At 53.5% G+C, this 15,345-nt stretch carries 19 protein-coding genes; 17 read left to right on the top strand and 2 right to left on the bottom strand.

Annotation, left to right across the window (positions count from 1 at the left end; genetic code table 11):
- Positions 1–133 precede the first annotated feature (133 nt).
- Together lepB and ACI48J_RS09405 are read left to right on the top strand one after the other, a co-directional pair.
- Positions 134–688, top strand: a complete 555-nt coding sequence (gene lepB, locus ACI48J_RS09400) for a signal peptidase I (RefSeq protein ID WP_405082574.1) — start codon at positions 134–136, stop codon at positions 686–688.
- Positions 689–753: 65 nt separating this feature from the next.
- The gene (locus tag ACI48J_RS09405; RefSeq protein WP_405082575.1) at positions 754–1,311 is read left to right on the top strand and encodes a flavin reductase family protein; all 558 of its coding nucleotides are present in this window, start codon (positions 754–756) and stop codon (positions 1,309–1,311) included.
- Between the two features lie 110 nt (positions 1,312–1,421).
- Here the strand turns inward: ACI48J_RS09405 and ACI48J_RS09410 are convergent, their stop codons facing one another.
- Positions 1,422–1,889 (bottom strand): GNAT family N-acetyltransferase, encoded by a 468-nt coding sequence (locus tag ACI48J_RS09410; protein ID WP_405082576.1) that lies wholly within the window; start codon positions 1,887–1,889, stop codon positions 1,422–1,424.
- Positions 1,890–2,146: 257 nt separating this feature from the next.
- Here ACI48J_RS09410 and ACI48J_RS09415 point away from each other — a divergent pair, with 257 nt between their 5' ends.
- The 4 genes from ACI48J_RS09415 (at position 2,147) to coaD (ending at position 4,582) form a co-directional block, all read left to right on the top strand.
- Positions 2,147–2,599, top strand: a complete 453-nt coding sequence (locus tag ACI48J_RS09415) for a MarR family winged helix-turn-helix transcriptional regulator (RefSeq protein ID WP_405082577.1) — start codon at positions 2,147–2,149, stop codon at positions 2,597–2,599.
- A 24-nt stretch (positions 2,600–2,623) separates the two neighbouring features.
- Positions 2,624–3,142, top strand: coding sequence for a GNAT family N-acetyltransferase (locus ACI48J_RS09420; protein ID WP_405082578.1), 519 nt, complete (start codon positions 2,624–2,626; stop codon positions 3,140–3,142).
- A gap of 326 nt (positions 3,143–3,468) precedes the next feature.
- Positions 3,469–4,035 (top strand): 16S rRNA (guanine(966)-N(2))-methyltransferase RsmD, encoded by a 567-nt coding sequence (gene rsmD, locus ACI48J_RS09425; protein ID WP_405082579.1) that lies wholly within the window; start codon positions 3,469–3,471, stop codon positions 4,033–4,035.
- Between the two features lie 31 nt (positions 4,036–4,066).
- Positions 4,067–4,582 (top strand): pantetheine-phosphate adenylyltransferase, encoded by a 516-nt coding sequence (gene coaD / locus ACI48J_RS09430; RefSeq protein WP_405082580.1) that lies wholly within the window; start codon positions 4,067–4,069, stop codon positions 4,580–4,582.
- 49 nt (positions 4,583–4,631) lie between these two features.
- Here coaD and ACI48J_RS09435 read toward each other — a convergent pair whose 3' ends face one another.
- The gene (locus ACI48J_RS09435; protein ID WP_405082581.1) at positions 4,632–6,092 is read right to left on the bottom strand and encodes a sporulation protein; all 1,461 of its coding nucleotides are present in this window, start codon (positions 6,090–6,092) and stop codon (positions 4,632–4,634) included.
- Positions 6,093–6,221: 129 nt separating this feature from the next.
- Here ACI48J_RS09435 and ACI48J_RS09440 point away from each other — a divergent pair, with 129 nt between their 5' ends.
- The 11 genes from ACI48J_RS09440 to rnc all read left to right on the top strand — a co-directional run bounded on the left by ACI48J_RS09440 (position 6,222) and on the right by rnc (position 15,112).
- Positions 6,222–7,403, top strand: coding sequence for a SepM family pheromone-processing serine protease (locus tag ACI48J_RS09440; RefSeq protein WP_326055795.1), 1,182 nt, complete (start codon positions 6,222–6,224; stop codon positions 7,401–7,403).
- A gap of 59 nt (positions 7,404–7,462) precedes the next feature.
- Positions 7,463–7,978 (top strand): YceD family protein, encoded by a 516-nt coding sequence (locus tag ACI48J_RS09445; RefSeq protein ID WP_405082582.1) that lies wholly within the window; start codon positions 7,463–7,465, stop codon positions 7,976–7,978.
- 33 nt (positions 7,979–8,011) lie between these two features.
- On the top strand, positions 8,012–8,185 hold the full coding sequence (gene rpmF, locus ACI48J_RS09450) for a 50S ribosomal protein L32 (protein ID WP_009673368.1): 174 nt from the start codon (positions 8,012–8,014) through the stop codon (positions 8,183–8,185).
- A 199-nt stretch (positions 8,186–8,384) separates the two neighbouring features.
- Positions 8,385–8,999, top strand: a complete 615-nt coding sequence (gene fapR, locus ACI48J_RS09455; protein WP_036739470.1) for a transcription factor FapR — start codon at positions 8,385–8,387, stop codon at positions 8,997–8,999.
- Positions 8,983–9,972, top strand: a complete 990-nt coding sequence (plsX, locus tag ACI48J_RS09460; protein WP_405082583.1) for a phosphate acyltransferase PlsX — start codon at positions 8,983–8,985, stop codon at positions 9,970–9,972. Before fapR ends, plsX begins: the two co-directional genes overlap by 17 nt.
- A gap of 9 nt (positions 9,973–9,981) precedes the next feature.
- Positions 9,982–10,968, top strand: a complete 987-nt coding sequence (locus ACI48J_RS09465; protein WP_326055800.1) for a beta-ketoacyl-ACP synthase III — start codon at positions 9,982–9,984, stop codon at positions 10,966–10,968.
- Positions 10,969–10,995: 27 nt separating this feature from the next.
- Positions 10,996–11,922, top strand: coding sequence for an ACP S-malonyltransferase (gene fabD, locus ACI48J_RS09470; protein WP_218228494.1), 927 nt, complete (start codon positions 10,996–10,998; stop codon positions 11,920–11,922).
- Positions 11,923–11,960: 38 nt separating this feature from the next.
- Positions 11,961–12,701: a 3-oxoacyl-[acyl-carrier-protein] reductase gene (gene fabG / locus ACI48J_RS09475; protein WP_103993776.1), complete on the top strand. Its 741-nt coding sequence runs from the start codon at positions 11,961–11,963 to the stop codon at positions 12,699–12,701.
- A gap of 103 nt (positions 12,702–12,804) precedes the next feature.
- Positions 12,805–13,038 carry an acyl carrier protein gene (gene acpP / locus ACI48J_RS09480; RefSeq protein ID WP_042232799.1) on the top strand — a complete coding sequence of 78 codons (234 nt, stop codon included), beginning with the start codon at positions 12,805–12,807 and terminating at the stop codon, positions 13,036–13,038.
- 148 nt (positions 13,039–13,186) lie between these two features.
- Positions 13,187–14,389 (top strand): beta-ketoacyl-ACP synthase II, encoded by a 1,203-nt coding sequence (fabF, locus tag ACI48J_RS09485; RefSeq protein ID WP_405083199.1) that lies wholly within the window; start codon positions 13,187–13,189, stop codon positions 14,387–14,389.
- A gap of 21 nt (positions 14,390–14,410) precedes the next feature.
- Entirely contained in the window at positions 14,411–15,112 is a 702-nt protein-coding gene (gene rnc, locus ACI48J_RS09490; RefSeq protein WP_009673364.1) for a ribonuclease III, read from the top strand.
- Positions 15,113–15,345: the final 233 nt, after the last annotated feature.

Genomic DNA, 15,345 nt, shown 5'->3' on the forward strand with positions numbered 1-15,345 from the left:
ACACCGGGAGGCGGGCGAAAGCAATGGAAACAGGTGGGATAGACAGACGAAGTACCGGTGAGCCATTTTTCGCAAGATGCGCAAGAGCGTGGTATAATTTAGGAAAATAAGTTTCAGAAAGGAAGAAGTCCTGATGAAAATAGTCAAGGAAGCAATGAGCTGGGCCGGGTCTATCGGCGTTTCATTTGTCCTCGTCCTGTTTATCGGTATTTTCGTTTTCCAGCCCTACAAAGTTGACGGGCATTCCATGGATCCTACGCTTCAAGACAAAGAGCGGATTTATATCTCCAAGCTGGTGCATACCTTTGCTCAGGAACCGGAATACGGGGATATTGTCGTCATCGACAGCCGAGTGGACCGTCCGCGTACGTTTAAGGACAGCTTGATGGAACAGCCGGTCATTCAGATGATTGCGGGAAGCGTCAACGAGAGAACCTTTTACGTCAAAAGAGTGATCGGCAAAGCGGGGGACGTTCTGGAATTCAAAGATCATCAGGTGTACCGGAACGGTCAAGCGCTCGAGGAACCGTACATAAAAGAAACGATGGAGTTCGTTTCCGATCATAAGTGGACGGTGCCGGAAGGCCATGTTTTTGTGATGGGAGATAACCGCAACGCGAGCGAGGACAGCCGGAAGATCGGGTTTATCCCGCTCGATCATGTGATGGGCGTCAAAAAACTGCCTTAACTGTTTGCGTAAGCATTGGAAAAGGTCCGCTTGCTAATGGCGGCTGAGACGGAAAAGGGGTTATTATGAGAGCACCTACGGACGATCAGGCATGGTACAGTTATCCGGGGATGGTGGCCGTCGTGACTTCGCGCTATGGAGGCCGGCAAAATGTAATGGCTTCCGGCTGGCACACTTACATAGGCTCCTCTCCCGGCATATACGGGATTTCTTTAAGGAAAGAGACCCATACTTACTCTCTAATTGAAAAAAGCGGCGTGTTCGGGGTTCATTTTCTTCCGGGTTCCCGGTCGGAGCTCATACAGGCGGTGGGAACGTTCAGCGGAAGAGACATGGACAAGTACAAGGAGTTCGGCATTGCTTATGACAACGGACTTGCGGCGGATATTCCAGTTTTGAGGGATGCGTACTATGCCTACGAGTGCAGAGTCATGGATATCCGGACTTACGGGGACCATGAATGGATCGCCGGAGAAATTCTCCAGCGGTACAAGGACGAGGAATTGTTTTTGGATAACGGCCTGCCTGATCTGGGCAAGCTTCAAATTCCCTTGTATATGGGAAGGTCTACCTACCGTATCGTGCAGGAGAATACGAAAGAAGCGCAGCATCCGTTCGGGTAGGCCCGTTCGCGCATAGGAGAAAAACAAACCGCCCCGTATAGCGAGGCGGTTTGTTTTTGTTTGCGGGTGTTGCAGGGGCGTAGGGGCGGACCGGGTCGTTCGGAAAATACTTAACTGACCGTTTTTTGAAAAAAGCTGATGTAAAAATCCGGTGCGACTTCCATGTCGCGTTCATGCTTGTAGCCGTTTTTCAAATACAAATTTTTTGCCGGAACGTTGTCCTTTCCCGTCGCTACTTTGAACAGGGAGACGTGGCCCATGTCGGACTCCAGCGTGTTTAAGAGCTGCTGGGCGATTCCTTTTTTGAAATGATCCGGGTGGACGACCATCCGGCAAATCGTGACGGCTTCCTCTTCCGACGTGCAGGAAACGGCTCCGGCAAGCTGATTGTTAAGGAAATAGCCTCTAAATTGTTCGCCGCATGCCTGAAACTCCTCGAAAGTCTCTTTTAACGGAGGAATCTCATAGAAATTAATAAGTTTAGCTTCAATTAAGTAAGATTCCCGTTGTAATTCGTACAGGCTGCGTACGAGCCCGGTGTCGTTAAAATCAATGATCCGGATAATGCCTTCGTTCAAAGTGGTCACCTCTAATGATCGTTTGGATTAGTCTCTATCATACGGAGCGGGGATTTTAAATTAAAGAGGAGCGTTTCGTTATAACCAATCTTTCCGCCGGAACCCAAAAAACGGCCCGCGATGTGCATCGGGGTCCTTGTTCACTTTAATCGGCCTCATATTGTTTTTTTTGTTGTATTTGCAACAATTTTAGGTTACATTTAATTTATGTCTTTTTTATTGCATTTGCAACAAAAATATGTACGGAGGAGTTAATTATGAAAGAAATTCTTCGTGAAATTGGGATGATAGCAAGAGCATTAGATTCTATAAGTAATATAGAATTTAAAGAATATGACCTTACAAAGGGGCAGTATTTATACCTTGTGAGAATATGTGAGAACCCGGGAATCATTCAAGAAAAGTTAGCCGAGATGATAAAAGCGGATCGTTCAACAGCAGCTCGTGCCATAAAAAAACTTGAGATTAATGGATTTGTTGAAAAGAAGGAGGATGAACATAACAAAAAAATAAAAAAACTTTTTCCGACAGAAAAAGGGACAAATGTGTTTCCTTTTATAAAAAGAGAAAATGATCATTCTAATAATGTCGCATTAGCCGGATTTTCCGAAAGTGAAGCAGAAACCATTTATCATCTTCTTCAAAGAGTTAGAAAAAATATAGAAATTGACTGGGAATTTGTGAAAAAGGGAAACAAGAGAAATTATTGATTTTAAAAGGAGCGACATATCGAAATGATATCATATATAAAAAAGTGTACCCTTGGAGATTTACGCAAACTTCAAGAAATTAGTCATGAAACATTTAATGAAACATTTAAACATCAGAATTCATCCGAAAATATGAATGCGTATTTGGAAAAGGCATTTAACTTAAAACAATTAGAAAAAGAATTATCCTGTATGACTTCGCAATTCTTTTTTGTTTATTTTGATAAAGAAGTCGCTGGATATTTAAAGGTCAATATCAATGAGTCTCAATCTGAAAAAATGGGTGATGAAACACTTGAAATCGAGAGGATTTATATAAAGAACAAATTTCAAAAAAATGGGCTTGGCAAATATCTGTTAAATAAAGCTATAGAAATAGCGAAGGAAAGTAACAAAAAGAAAATCTGGCTAGGCGTATGGGAAAGAAATGAAAATGCTATCGCTTTCTACAAAAAAATGGGGTTTGTTCAAACGGGAGCCCATTCTTTTTATATGGGAGATGAGGAACAAATTGATTTTATACTGACCCAAACACTGAGTTGAATTTAAATTTGAGATTTTGTTCGAAAGAACTCTTTTGGCATGATGAGCATGGGTGGGTAAGGGGTTATAAATAAAAATCGGCCCCCGTATCACTACGAGGGCCTTTCATGGGAGAGGAGAAACCGGACGAAGAGCTTATGGGGAAACGTAAGTCTTCTCCGCGGTTGTCTACGACACTTTTGATGTCGATAATTCAATCATATCCGAAAAAAAGACAGGCTATACACGGACCGGAATTTTTTTTCAAAGCCTTTTTGTGCAACGAACAAAGATTGTGGTACGATAACAGAAAACCGACAAGAACATTACAATGGGGAATTCAGCGTATGAGAGTGATTTCTGGAAGCGCCCGGGGCCGTTCTTTAAAGGCCGTACCCGGGATGAGCACGCGTCCGACGACCGACAAGGTCAAGGAGGCGATCTTTTCGATGATCGGGCCTTACTTTGACGGGGGCGCGGGTCTGGATCTGTTTGCCGGAACCGGCGGCCTCGGGATAGAGGCTTTGAGCCGGGGACTGGACACGTGCATATTTATCGACCTGGAGAAAAAAAGTCTGGATACCGTGCGCCACAATCTGGAGGTTACCGGATTGACGGATCGTGCGGAAATATACCGTAATGATGCGGGACGGGCACTGAAAGCTCTGGAAAAACGGGGTAAGCAGTTCGGGCTTGTGTTCCTGGACCCGCCTTACCGGTTTAAAATTACCGGAGAACTTATGCAAAAGATGAAGGGATTGGGACTGCTCGAGCAGGGGGCGACGATCGTGGTGGAACATGACGCCGCGGATAAGCTTCCTGAGGTTTTCGAGGGTTTTGTCATGCAGCGGCGTGCCGATTACGGGGATACGGCTGTGACCTTGTATACCTTTGAAGACACCGCGCTGAACTGAAACCGAACATGAAGAAGGAGCTGACACAGCTGTGCATCAGGAAAAACCACGATTGAAAATAGCGGTTTATCCGGGAAGCTTCGATCCCGTGACGAACGGCCATTTGGACATTATCCGCCGGGCGGCGAAAGTTTTTGATAAATTAATCGTAGCCGTCCTGAATAACACGTCGAAAAATCCTTTGTTCTCACTGGAAGAACGCATTGAGCTTCTGACGAAAGTAACGAAGGACATTCCGAACGTCGAGGTGGACGGATTCCGGGATCTGCTGATCAACTATATGGAGTCCAAAGATGTACATATTATCGTCCGGGGACTCCGGGCGGTCTCCGATTTCGAATACGAGCTGCAGTTGTCGACGATGAACAATAAATTAAATGAAGAAGTCGAAACGTTCTTTATGACCTCTTCGCCGCAGTATTCTTTCCTCAGCTCCAGCATCGTAAAAGAAATTGCCCGTTTTCACGGTCCGGTTTCCCATTTCGTTCCCCGGGAAGTGGAAGAAGAGCTGAAATTGAAATTTGCCGCAAGCACACGGCAACCGTAGGTCCAGGAAGGCTGCCGGGCGCAGGCTTCCTCCTTCTTTTAAGGGCCTGTCAGGCTTTAGGGCCCGCATGGAGTCTTCGCTGCGCAAATGCATGCAGTGCATAGGACAGAATGCAGCCTGCAGCCAGCACGAGCAGAAGAAAGCCAAGCTGCGCGAAGGCAGGCATCCAAACGCTCGACGAAGAAAACAAAGACCCTTCTCCTGTCCTGGCTATAGGGGATAGAGCTCCCGAGACTTCGAGCGATTGCCGTCCGGATGACACAGATGGAAACAACCCGCTTGTGAAGCGCCATAACAGGAGAACCAGCAGGTACGAAAAGCAGGCATGAAGCAGGCGCGCCATCAGAAAAGGGAGATACCGCAGACCGGCGCCGTAGGCGGCGCTCAGGGCCTGTGCGTGGGAAGATAATCCGCCGAACCCGAGAAAAGCTGCGATTAAGGCGAGTTTGATGCCCTGTGGCAGCGCCTGCTCACCCGCCGCGGCATGAGCGCCCAAGTGAAGCTCGAACAAGCCGGAGGCCAGATGATGCAGCAGGTCCGGCCCTACGGGCAGTCCGAGGAGCCCGCCTGCGGCTTGGAGCATATCCGGCATGGTCAGCATGTGAATGATGACGGAGAAAATCATAATGTAGCCGCCGATGACCATCAGCGACTGCACCGAAGCCGCGACGGCCTCCCCGAGCAGCTGGCCGAACGCGCGGCCGTCCTCGCTGCGGGCGCGGGCCAGGCTGTCTGCGGCCTGCCGCCACAGGGGGGCGCCGGCGGCACCGCTGCCCGCCCCGCGGCGCTTCACGGGCGGCGCTTCGGCGCCGCGGTCGGGCGCAGGCGCGTCCGACCGCACGGCACGCCCCCGCGCGTCGCCGGGGCCCGCTTGCGCGCGGGCAGGCTCCGCAGCAGCCGCATCCGCGGCGGCTCCCCCCGAATCCCCGGCTCCGTCCGCGGATTCGGGCTGTCCCGGCGCAGGCGCGCCCGCCGGCTTCTTCTGCGAAGGCAGCACGAAGCCGAGCAGCAGCGCGCCGCCGTAATGCGCGCCGGCCAGCAGAAGCCCCAGACGCGGGCTGTGCAGGAAGCCGGTGCCGATCACGGTGACGATCAGCACCGGGCTTGCCAGATGCGACAGCGCCAGCAGGCGCTCGCCTTCGCCGCGCGTAAGCAGCTTCCGGCCGCGGAGCTTGGCCGTGAAGAGGGCGCCGCTCGGAAATCCGCCCAAGGCTCCCGCGGCGAGCGCCAGACCGCCCGTGCCCGGCAGGCGGAGCAGAAGCCGCGCGAGCGGCTCCAGCAGGGTGCCGAGGGCGTGGACGACACCGAAACCGAGCAGCAGTTCGGTAAGAATCATAAACGGCAGCAGCGCCGGGAATACGATATTCCACCAGATCGTGATGCCCTCCAGGGATGCCTGGAGCGCCTTGTCCGGAAAAGCGATAATCGACGCGACCAGGGCGGCCGCAAGACTGCCGAGCAGAAGCGTGGTACGATACCCGCCGCCGCGGTGCGTTAGGGATTTCGGCATGTAAACACCTCGATTCGTTTGCTACATGTGTACGCCGGACCGAAGATGTTTAGACCAAGCCCGCCCCGCATACACTAACAAACATCCATTCTCCGATTTTCGGAAACGGAACGGGAGGGAACCCTTGAAATGAACGACAAAGATCATGAAAACCAGCGTTACGACGAGCAGGAACAAGAAGAACGCGAGCGGGAAGCCGGCTTCGAGAACGGGGACAATGTCCGGGAGAGGCCCGTCATCCGCCGGGCGCATCCGCAGAGGCGCTCCAGGCGGTTTTTTACGTCGCTTCTTGTGGGCTTTCTCTGCTTTGTTATCCTGTTTTACGTTCCTCTGCCTTTTTTTATTTATATGCCCGGTACGGCTGAGGCCGTCCACCCGATGGTCAGCGTCCCCAAGAGCGACAATACCGATGAGAAAGGCTCGCTTATGCTCGTTACGGTCCGCGTGGCCAATGCGAACGTAGTGACGTATCTGTGGTCTCTGGCCAACAAATACGACGAACTCCAGCTTAAGAAAGATGTCCTCCGGGGGATGTCGGAGAAAGATTACAGCCAGCAGCAGCAATTCGTCATGCTCACTTCCCAAAGCGACGCCATTCAGACCGCATACAAGAAAGCGGGCGTTCCTTTCCATATAAAAGGGGAGGGCGTCATGGTTACGGGCCTCTCGCCGGGTCTTCCCGCGGAGAAAGTGATGCAGGCCGGAGACAAGGTCACCAAAGCGGACGAGAAGGAAATCCAAACTTCTCAGGACCTTTTCGCCTTTCTGGAAAACAAGAAAGAAGGAGACACCGTTACGCTGACCTTCATCCGCGGAAATAAAGAGATGACGGCGCCGCTCACGCTGGCCAAGCTGCCGCCCGATAAAGACACGGGCAAGAGCCGCGTGGGAATCGGGATTACGATGGCCGAAATGCAAAGTGTCCAGGCGGACGATCCCTCCAAGCAGGTTACCATTAAAGCGGGCGAAATAGGCGGACCGTCGGCAGGTCTGATGTTTTCCCTGGAGATTTACAACCAGCTGCTTCCCGAGGACATCACGAAGGGGCACAAAATCGCGGGAACCGGAACGATCGACACGGAAGGCAAAGTAGGCGTTATCGGCGGTATCAAGCATAAAATCATCGCGGCCGACCGCGAAGGAGCCGAAATCTTTTTTGCTCCCCAGGATCTCAAAACAGACAAAGGTACGATCTACAATTACACGGATGCTTTGGCCCGCGCCAAGGAAATCGGAACGAAGATGAAAATCGTTCCCGTCGCGACGATGGACGACGCCCTAAAGTATTTGGCGGAGCTTCCTCCGAAATGATTGACAAACCAGAAGAATAATAGCTATAATTATCTTTGTTTGTTTGAGGTGATAAAAACATGTGGATTCAACTTAAAGACATCATGGCCAAAGGACAGCCTGTTGCCATCCGCGAATCGCTTAACAGCGAAACGCTGCTGAAGGGCCGCAAGGATATTTTGTCCGCAGGACCGATCGTTACGGATCTGGAGGCGAAAGCGGCGTCCGACGTCGTGGAAGTAACCGGCCGTGTTTCCGTCGAGATTGAGTTTGGCTGTTCCCGTTGTTTGACTCCGTTCAAGCAGACGTTGAACATTCCCTTTCGGGAAATTTTTACTTCGAAACCGGAAGTGGAAGCGCAGGCTTCCGAGGACGAGGACGAGATCGTCCATCTGGTGCGCGAAGATAAAGTTGAATTGAACCCTTACATTGAAGAGAATATACAGCTTGAGCTGCCGATAGCGCCGGTTTGCCGGGAAGACTGCAAAGGGCTTTGTCCCGAATGCGGAACGAACCGCAACGAACGCGACTGCGGCTGCAAGAACGAACGGATCGATCCGAGACTGGCCGGTCTGGCTGATTTTTTCAACTCGTAGGGATATGGGGATTACGTTAAGGAGGTGGAATTCATGGCAGTACCGTTCAGAAAAACATCCAAAACCCGCCGCGACAAGCGCCGTACCCACTTCAAATTGGAAGTTCCGGGCATGGTTAAGTGCGAGCAGTGCGGAGAACTGAAGCTTTCTCACCGCGTTTGCAAAAACTGCGGCACATACAAAGGCAGAGAAATCGTACAAGCTTAATTTGATTAAGCTGACAAATAGTACTTCATCTTAGGTGAGGTGCTATTTTTTTTGTCCAAAAGCCGTGAGCGGATAAGGTAAAGGGAGGAGCGGGGCGGATTTATCCGCAAGGCTTCCCTTTTGCACGCAAATTATATATACTACTTTTAGTACTAGGTAATAAGAGGAGGCCATACTACCGGCCGTCTCCACAAGCAGGGTGGTGCTTGTCATCGAACGTCTTCCGAAACGCACTCGTCAGCAGCAGCTGCTGCAGGCAATTGAAGATAATCCGTTTCTGACGGATGAAGAATTAATGCGCAAGTTTCAGGTTAGCATTCAAACCGTTCGACTGGACCGTCTCGAACTGGGGATACCCGAACTGCGCGAACGGATCAAGCATATGGCGGAACGTTCCTACGACCAGGTGCGTTCCCTGCCCATTGATGAAGTGATCGGGGAAATTATCGATTTGCAGCTCGACAAGAGCGGCATTTCCATGTTCGAACTGACCGAAGATCACGTTTTTTCCCGCACGAAAATCGCGCGCGGGCACCATATTTTCGCCCAGGCCAATTCACTCGCCGTTGCGGTCATCAACGATCCGATCGCGCTTACCGCTTCGGCGGACATCCGGTTTATCCGTTCCGCCATGCTTGGCGAGAAATGTATCGCGAAAGCGTACGTCAAGTCCCTGTCGAAGGGGAAGGCCAAGGTGGATGTGCAGACGTTTATCGGAGACGAAGTTGTTTTCGAAGGCAGCTTCGTCATCTTTCACTCCAAGAAAGAACAACTACGAACAGAAGGTGGGCAAGCCAATGCGGATCGCAATTGACGCAATGGGCGGCGACCACGCCCCGGCAATCGTCGTGGAAGGGGCTCTGGCGGCAGCCAAGGAATGGACCGATGTCGAGCTTCTGCTCGTCGGCGATTCGGCGAAGATCGAGGCGCTGATTACCGAGCGCCCCTCGAATCTGCGGGTCGTCCACGCCTCCGAGATCATCGAAGCCGAAGACGAGCCTGTCCGGGCCGTCCGCCGCAAGAAAGACGCCTCGATGGTCGTCGCCGGCCGGCTGGTCAAGGAAGGCGAAGCCGATGCGATGATTTCGGCCGGCAACACCGGCGCCCTTATGACGACGGGGCTTCTCGTCGTCGGCCGGGTACCCGGCATCGAACGTCCGGCTCTCGCGCCGATGATCCCGACGCTGGACGGCAGCGGTGTTCTCGCGCTTGATCTCGGAGCCAACATGGATTCCAGTCCCGAAAATTTGCTCCAATACGCCATCATGGGCAGTATTTACAGAAGCAAGGTTCACGGCATGGAGCGTCCCCGCGTAGGTCTGCTGAACATCGGCACGGAGGCGAAGAAAGGGAATGAGCTGACGAAGGCGGCGTATCCGCTGCTGGAGCAGGCTCCCATACATTTCGTGGGCAACGTTGAGTCCCGCGACATTCTCCGCGCCGAATGCGACGTTATCGTGTGCGACGGATTTGCCGGCAACATTATGCTGAAAACGCTGGAGGGAGCGGCCTCGGCCATTTTCTCCGCTTTGAAGACCGAGTTTACCCGTACGACGCTGACCAAACTGGCCGCGGCCGTACTGAAGCCGGGCTTGTCCGCTTTCAAGGGAAAGCTGGATTATACGGAGCACGGAGCGGCTCCGCTGCTCGGATTAAGCGGGCTCGTGCTGAAAAGCCACGGCTCGTCCGACGCGAAGGCGATCAAGAACGCCGTGCGCCAGGCGAGAACGGCGCTGCAGAACGACCTGGTTGGCGCAATCGCTACGGAAATCAAGAACGGGAAGTGAGTGGTCCTAATGAATGGCATTCCTGTAGGCATTCTGGGCACGGGTAAATATGTGCCCGATCGGGTTTTGACGAATCAGGAACTGGAATCTATGGTGGAGACGAACGATGAATGGATCGTGACGCGCACCGGAATCCGGGAACGGAGAATGGCGGCTCCCGAGCAGGCAACCTCCGATTTGGCGCTTGAGGCTTCACGCATTGCGCTTGAAAATGCCGGAATTACGGCGGATCAGCTGGATTTGATTATCGTGGCTACCGTTACGCCGGATATGGCGTTTCCGTCGGCTTCGTGTATTCTTCAAGAGAAATTGGGTGCCAAGAACGCGGCGGCCTTCGATTTGGCCGCAGCCTGCGCCGGTTTTATCTACGGATTGGCCAATGCGTCCAATTTTATCGCGAACGGTATTTACAAGTATGCCCTGGTCATAGGAGCGGATACCTTGTCGCGGATCACGGATTACACGGACCGCAACACGTGCATTCTGTTCGGCGACGGAGCCGGTGCGGTCGTGATCGGCGCGGTGCCGGAAGGACGCGGATTCAAGTCCTTTGAACTCGGAGCGGACGGCTCCGGAGCGGAGCTTCTGAAGATCGCCGGCGGCGGTTCCCGCAATCCGGCATCCCCCGAAAGCATCGACCAGCGTCTTCACTACATCTATATGGCAGGCAGCGAAGTGTTTAAATTCGCGGTCCGCATCATGGGATCGGCCGCGGAAGAAGCGCTCCGCAAAGCGGGACTTCATAAAAACGATATCGATCTTCTCATTCCGCATCAGGCGAACATCCGGATTATCCAATCCGCACTCAACCGTCTGGAGCTGACCGAGGATAAATGCATGATCAACCTGGACCGCTACGGCAACATGTCGGCCGCTTCCATTCCGGTAGCGCTGGCGGAAGCTGCCGAACAGGGCCGTCTTAAAGAAGGCGACACGACAGTGCTGGTCGGCTTCGGCGGCGGTCTGACTTGGGGAGCGTCCGTGCTGGTCTGGTAAAAAAGTGGAAGGGGAATACTGACGTTTATGGGCAAGATAGCTTTTGTATTTCCGGGACAGGGAGCCCAGTCGGTCGGCATGGGGAAGGATGCTTATGACGCTCATGAAGGAGCGAAACGCGTCTTCGACGAGGCCGACAAGGCACTAGGCTACTCCTTATCCTCTCTCGTATTCGAGGGACCCGAGGACGAACTGAAAATTACGTATCATACACAACCCGCTCTGCTTACCGCGAGTGTGGCTTACTTGGAAGTGTTCCGCCAAAAAGGCATCGTGCCGGACTTTACGGCCGGGCACAGCCTGGGCGAATATTCCGCGCTGGTAGCCTCCGGCGTGCTCGGCTTCGAGGATGCCGTGCGCACCGTGCGCGCGCGCGGCGAGTTTATGGAACAGGCCGTGCCGGGCGGGCTCGGCGCGATGGCTGCCGTACTGGGAGCCGAGCGCGGGGCACTGGACGAGCTTTGCCGCTCCGTCAGCGCTGAAACCGGCGCAGTCGAGCTGGCCAATATCAACTGCCCGGGCCAGATCGTCGTTTCCGGCACCCGCGAAGGCGTGCAGGCAGTCGTGGACCGCGCCAAGGAAATAGGCGCAAAACGGGCGATTCCGCTCGAAGTGAGCGGGCCGTTCCACTCCTCGCTGATGAAACCGGCGTCGGAGAAGCTGGCGGACGTGCTTGCGGGCCTCAGCCTGCAGGAGGCTGCCGTGCCCGTTGTGGCCAACGTCACGGCGCGTCCGGTCACTTCGCCGGATGAGATCCGCGACCTTCTGGTCCGCCAGGTGTATTCTCCGGTGCTCTGGGAAGACACCGTCGCGTGGCTGATCGAGCAGGGTGTGGACACCTTCGTCGAGATCGGCTCGGGGACGGTGCTCGCCGGTCTGATCAAGAAAGTCAGCCGGAGCGTGAAGGTCGTTTCCGTCAACAACTTGGAAGCGGCGCTTCAGGCGGAGATTTAAGCGTCACACAAATTCATGATGTAGTGGGAGGACAAGCCATGCTGAGTGGTAAAGCGGCGCTCGTTACGGGAGCTTCCCGCGGAATCGGCCGCGCGATTGCCCTGGAACTTGCCGCAAGCGGGGCCGATGTGGCAGTCAACTATGCAGGCAGCGAACAGGCTGCGGAAGAAGTCGTTAAAGAGATCGAGGCGATGGGAAGACGCGCGGTTAAGCTCCGCGGCGATGTAAGCAAATCCCAGGAAGCCGAAGATCTTGTCAAGCAGACGATTGAAGCCTTGGGCAGTCTGGACATACTGGTGAATAATGCCGGAATTACCCGGGATAATCTCATTATGCGGATGAAAGAGGAAGACTTTGACATCGTCATCGCGACCAATCTCAAAGGCGTTTTCAACTGCACCAAAGCGGCGACCCGTCCCATGATGAAACAGCGTTCGGGCCGCATTATCAATATCTCGTCCGTCGTGGGCGTGCTCGGCAACCCCGGGCAGGCTAATTACGTGGCGGCGAAAGCGGGCGTCATCGGTCTCACGAAGGCGTCCGCCAAGGAGCTTGCGTCCCGCGGGATTACCGTCAATGCGGTAGCGCCGGGCTTTATCTCCACGGATATGACCGACAAGCTGCCGGAAGAGCAGAAGGCATCCCTTCTGCAGCAAATTCCGCTCGGCAAACTCGGCAAGCCGGAAGATATCGCGAAAATCGTCCGTTTCCTCGCTTCGGACGAAGGTTCCTACATGACCGGCCAGACGCTTCACGTCGACGGCGGCATGTACATGTAAGACGCCCTACGGGGCCCGTGCCGCAGTCGGCGGTTGTCCCGCTTAGACAAGTATGGCATTTTGATTCGTATTCTCGTATAATACCAAGGAGGAGGTGAGCCGGATGTCCGACGTACTAGATCGCGTAAAGAAAATTATCATCGACCGTTTAGGGGTAGAAGAATCTGAAGTTACCCTTGAAGCGTCTTTCAAAGAAGATTTAGGTGCTGATTCTCTCGATGTTGTAGAATTGGTTATGGAACTTGAAGATGAATTTGATCTGGAGATTTCCGACGAAGATGCTGAGAAGATTACGACTGTGGGAGAAGTAGTGAATTACATAAAATCTCATACGTAAAAATCTTTGGAGTCCCGTTCTAAAAGAGTCCCGTTCTCATAAAGGCGGGACTTCTCCTCATTTTCTGAACGTAGAAAAAGCGAGAGAAAACACCCTTAATTCAGAGGTGGTACACGTGAATAGAGTTGTTATTACAGGACTTGGAGTTATGAGCTCCCTGGGTCAAGAAGTGGATACTTTCTGGGGCAATCTGCTTGCGGGCAAATCCGGTATCAGCGCTATCGAAAGCTTCGACGTAAGCGAGTATCCGACGCGCATCGCCGCATCCGTAAAAGATTTCAACCCCGAAGATTATATAGATAAACGTGAAGCAAGAAGAATGGACCGCTTCGTGCAGTTTGCGGTTGCGGCCAGCATCAACGCCTTGAAGAGCTCCGGCTTGAACATAAAGGAAGATACGGACCCCGAGAGGGTCGGCGTTTATGTCGGTTCCGGAATCGGCGGCCTGTCGACTTGGGAAGAACAGCATAAGATTCTGCTTGAAAAAGGACCGAAGAGGGTCAGCCCGTTCTTCATTCCGATGATGATCGCGAATATGGCTTCAGGCCAAATCTCGATGATTACCGGAGCGAAGGGTCCGAACAGCACGGCGGTTACCGCTTGCGCGACAGGAACGCACTCCATCGGAGATTCGTTCAAACTCATTCAGCGCGGAGACGCCGATGTGATGATTTGCGGCGGAGCCGAAGCGACCATCAGCCCGACGGGCGTTGCCGGCTTCTGCGCGCTCCGTGCGATGTCCACCCGCAACGACGAGCCTGAGAAGGCTAGCCGTCCTTTCGACACGGGCCGTGACGGCTTCGTGATGGGCGAGGGTGCGGGTATCCTCGTACTGGAGTCGCTTGAGCACGCACAGAAGCGCGGCGCCCACATCTACGCCGAAGTCATCGGCTACGGAATGAGCGGTGACGCGCATCATATGACGGAGCCCGATCCGGACGGAGCGGCCCGCTGCATGGTCAAAGCGATCAAGGACGCAGGCATCGCTCCGGAAGACATCGACTACATTAATGCGCATGGTACGAGTACGCCGGTCGGGGACAAGTCCGAAACAACGGCCATCAAGAAAGCGCTGGGTGAGCATGCTTATAAAGTCGCTGTGAGCTCGACGAAATCCATGACCGGTCATCTTCTGGGTGCAGCCGGCGGCGTTGAAGCCGTTATTTGCGGGCTTACGCTCGAAAACGGTATCATTCCGCCGACGATTAATCTGGACGATCAGGATCCGGAATGCGACCTGGATTACGTGCCGAACGTTCCCCGCAAGAGCGACGTTCAGGTGGCCATGTCCAACTCCTTCGGGTTCGGCGGACATAACGCAACGATTATTTTGAAAAAATATCAAGCCTAACAACCGGCCGGTGGTGAGAACATGAACCGAGACGTCAACCAGCTTCTAGCCGACATGGAGATCCGCTTTCAAGACCTCGATTTGCTTAGGCAGGCTTTTACGCACTCTTCCTATGTGAATGAACACCGGATGGCGAATTACCAAGACAATGAGCGTCTTGAGTTTTTGGGTGATGCCGTTTTGGAACTGACAGTGTCGGAATACTTGTATTTCAAGTATCCGCACCGCACAGAGGGAGAGCTGACGAAGCTTCGGGCGTCGATCGTTTGTGAACCTTCGCTAGTCAACTTTGCGGAGAAGCTCAATTTCGGGAGTTACGTACAGCTCGGCAAAGGCGAGGAGATGACGGGGGGCCGTTCGCGTCCCGCGCTTCTCGCCGATGTTTTCGAGTCTTTTATCGGAGCGCTGTACCTGGACCAGGGGCTTGAAGCGGTTAAGCTCTTTTTGCAGCAGCATGTGTTTCCCTATGTATCAGCGGAGGGCAAGCTGCTCGTGATCGATTATAAGACGCAACTGCAGGAGCATACCCAACACCACAATATGGGGGCGCTCGAATACCGTATCGTGGAAGAGCGGGGTCCGGCTCACGAGAGAGAGTTTGTGGCTGAGGTCTATATGGATGCCAAACAGCTCGGCAAAGGGGCCGGACGTTCCAAGAAAGAAGCGGAACAGCAGGCGGCTTCCCAAGCATTGACGAAGCTGAATGTGCCCATGGAGCGCTAGAAGCGCAGCAAAGGCTGGCGCGGCGGAGTATCGTCTCCGAGCGCGCCGTCCTATAAAGCAGAGAAAGAGCAGCCCAGGAGCTGCTCTTTTCTTTTGCGCTCTATTTTGAACGCGGGATATGGTACAATAGAGGCTGGGTTAGCGCCGGGCCGCGCTCTTCTACAAGGGGATAAATTCCCCGGTTTGATCAAAAACGCCGAGAGATCGGATACCGGACAGGCTGTCAGAAGCCG

Origin of the sequence: Paenibacillus chitinolyticus (assembly GCF_045038035.1) — a bacterium.
In the GTDB taxonomy this organism is placed as follows: domain Bacteria; phylum Bacillota; class Bacilli; order Paenibacillales; family NBRC-103111; genus Paenibacillus_F; species Paenibacillus_F chitinolyticus_A.

Coding starts and splice junctions, on each gene's coding strand:
- rsmD (WP_405082579.1), top strand. CDS start 3,469: ATGAGAGTGATTTCTGGAAGCGCCCGGGGCCGTTCTTTAAAGGCCGTA.
- fabG (WP_103993776.1), top strand. CDS start 11,961: ATGCTGAGTGGTAAAGCGGCGCTCGTTACGGGAGCTTCCCGCGGAATC.
- ACI48J_RS09415 (WP_405082577.1), top strand. CDS start 2,147: ATGAAAGAAATTCTTCGTGAAATTGGGATGATAGCAAGAGCATTAGAT.
- ACI48J_RS09440 (WP_326055795.1), top strand. CDS start 6,222: ATGAACGACAAAGATCATGAAAACCAGCGTTACGACGAGCAGGAACAA.
- fabF (WP_405083199.1), top strand. CDS start 13,187: ATGAGCTCCCTGGGTCAAGAAGTGGATACTTTCTGGGGCAATCTGCTT.
- ACI48J_RS09405 (WP_405082575.1), top strand. CDS start 754: ATGAGAGCACCTACGGACGATCAGGCATGGTACAGTTATCCGGGGATG.
- rpmF (WP_009673368.1), top strand. CDS start 8,012: ATGGCAGTACCGTTCAGAAAAACATCCAAAACCCGCCGCGACAAGCGC.
- ACI48J_RS09445 (WP_405082582.1), top strand. CDS start 7,463: ATGTGGATTCAACTTAAAGACATCATGGCCAAAGGACAGCCTGTTGCC.
- plsX (WP_405082583.1), top strand. CDS start 8,983: ATGCGGATCGCAATTGACGCAATGGGCGGCGACCACGCCCCGGCAATC.
- fabD (WP_218228494.1), top strand. CDS start 10,996: ATGGGCAAGATAGCTTTTGTATTTCCGGGACAGGGAGCCCAGTCGGTC.
- ACI48J_RS09420 (WP_405082578.1), top strand. CDS start 2,624: ATGATATCATATATAAAAAAGTGTACCCTTGGAGATTTACGCAAACTT.
- ACI48J_RS09435 (WP_405082581.1), bottom strand. CDS start 6,092: ATGCCGAAATCCCTAACGCACCGCGGCGGCGGGTATCGTACCACGCTT.
- lepB (WP_405082574.1), top strand. CDS start 134: ATGAAAATAGTCAAGGAAGCAATGAGCTGGGCCGGGTCTATCGGCGTT.
- acpP (WP_042232799.1), top strand. CDS start 12,805: ATGTCCGACGTACTAGATCGCGTAAAGAAAATTATCATCGACCGTTTA.
- ACI48J_RS09465 (WP_326055800.1), top strand. CDS start 9,982: ATGAATGGCATTCCTGTAGGCATTCTGGGCACGGGTAAATATGTGCCC.
- rnc (WP_009673364.1), top strand. CDS start 14,411: ATGAACCGAGACGTCAACCAGCTTCTAGCCGACATGGAGATCCGCTTT.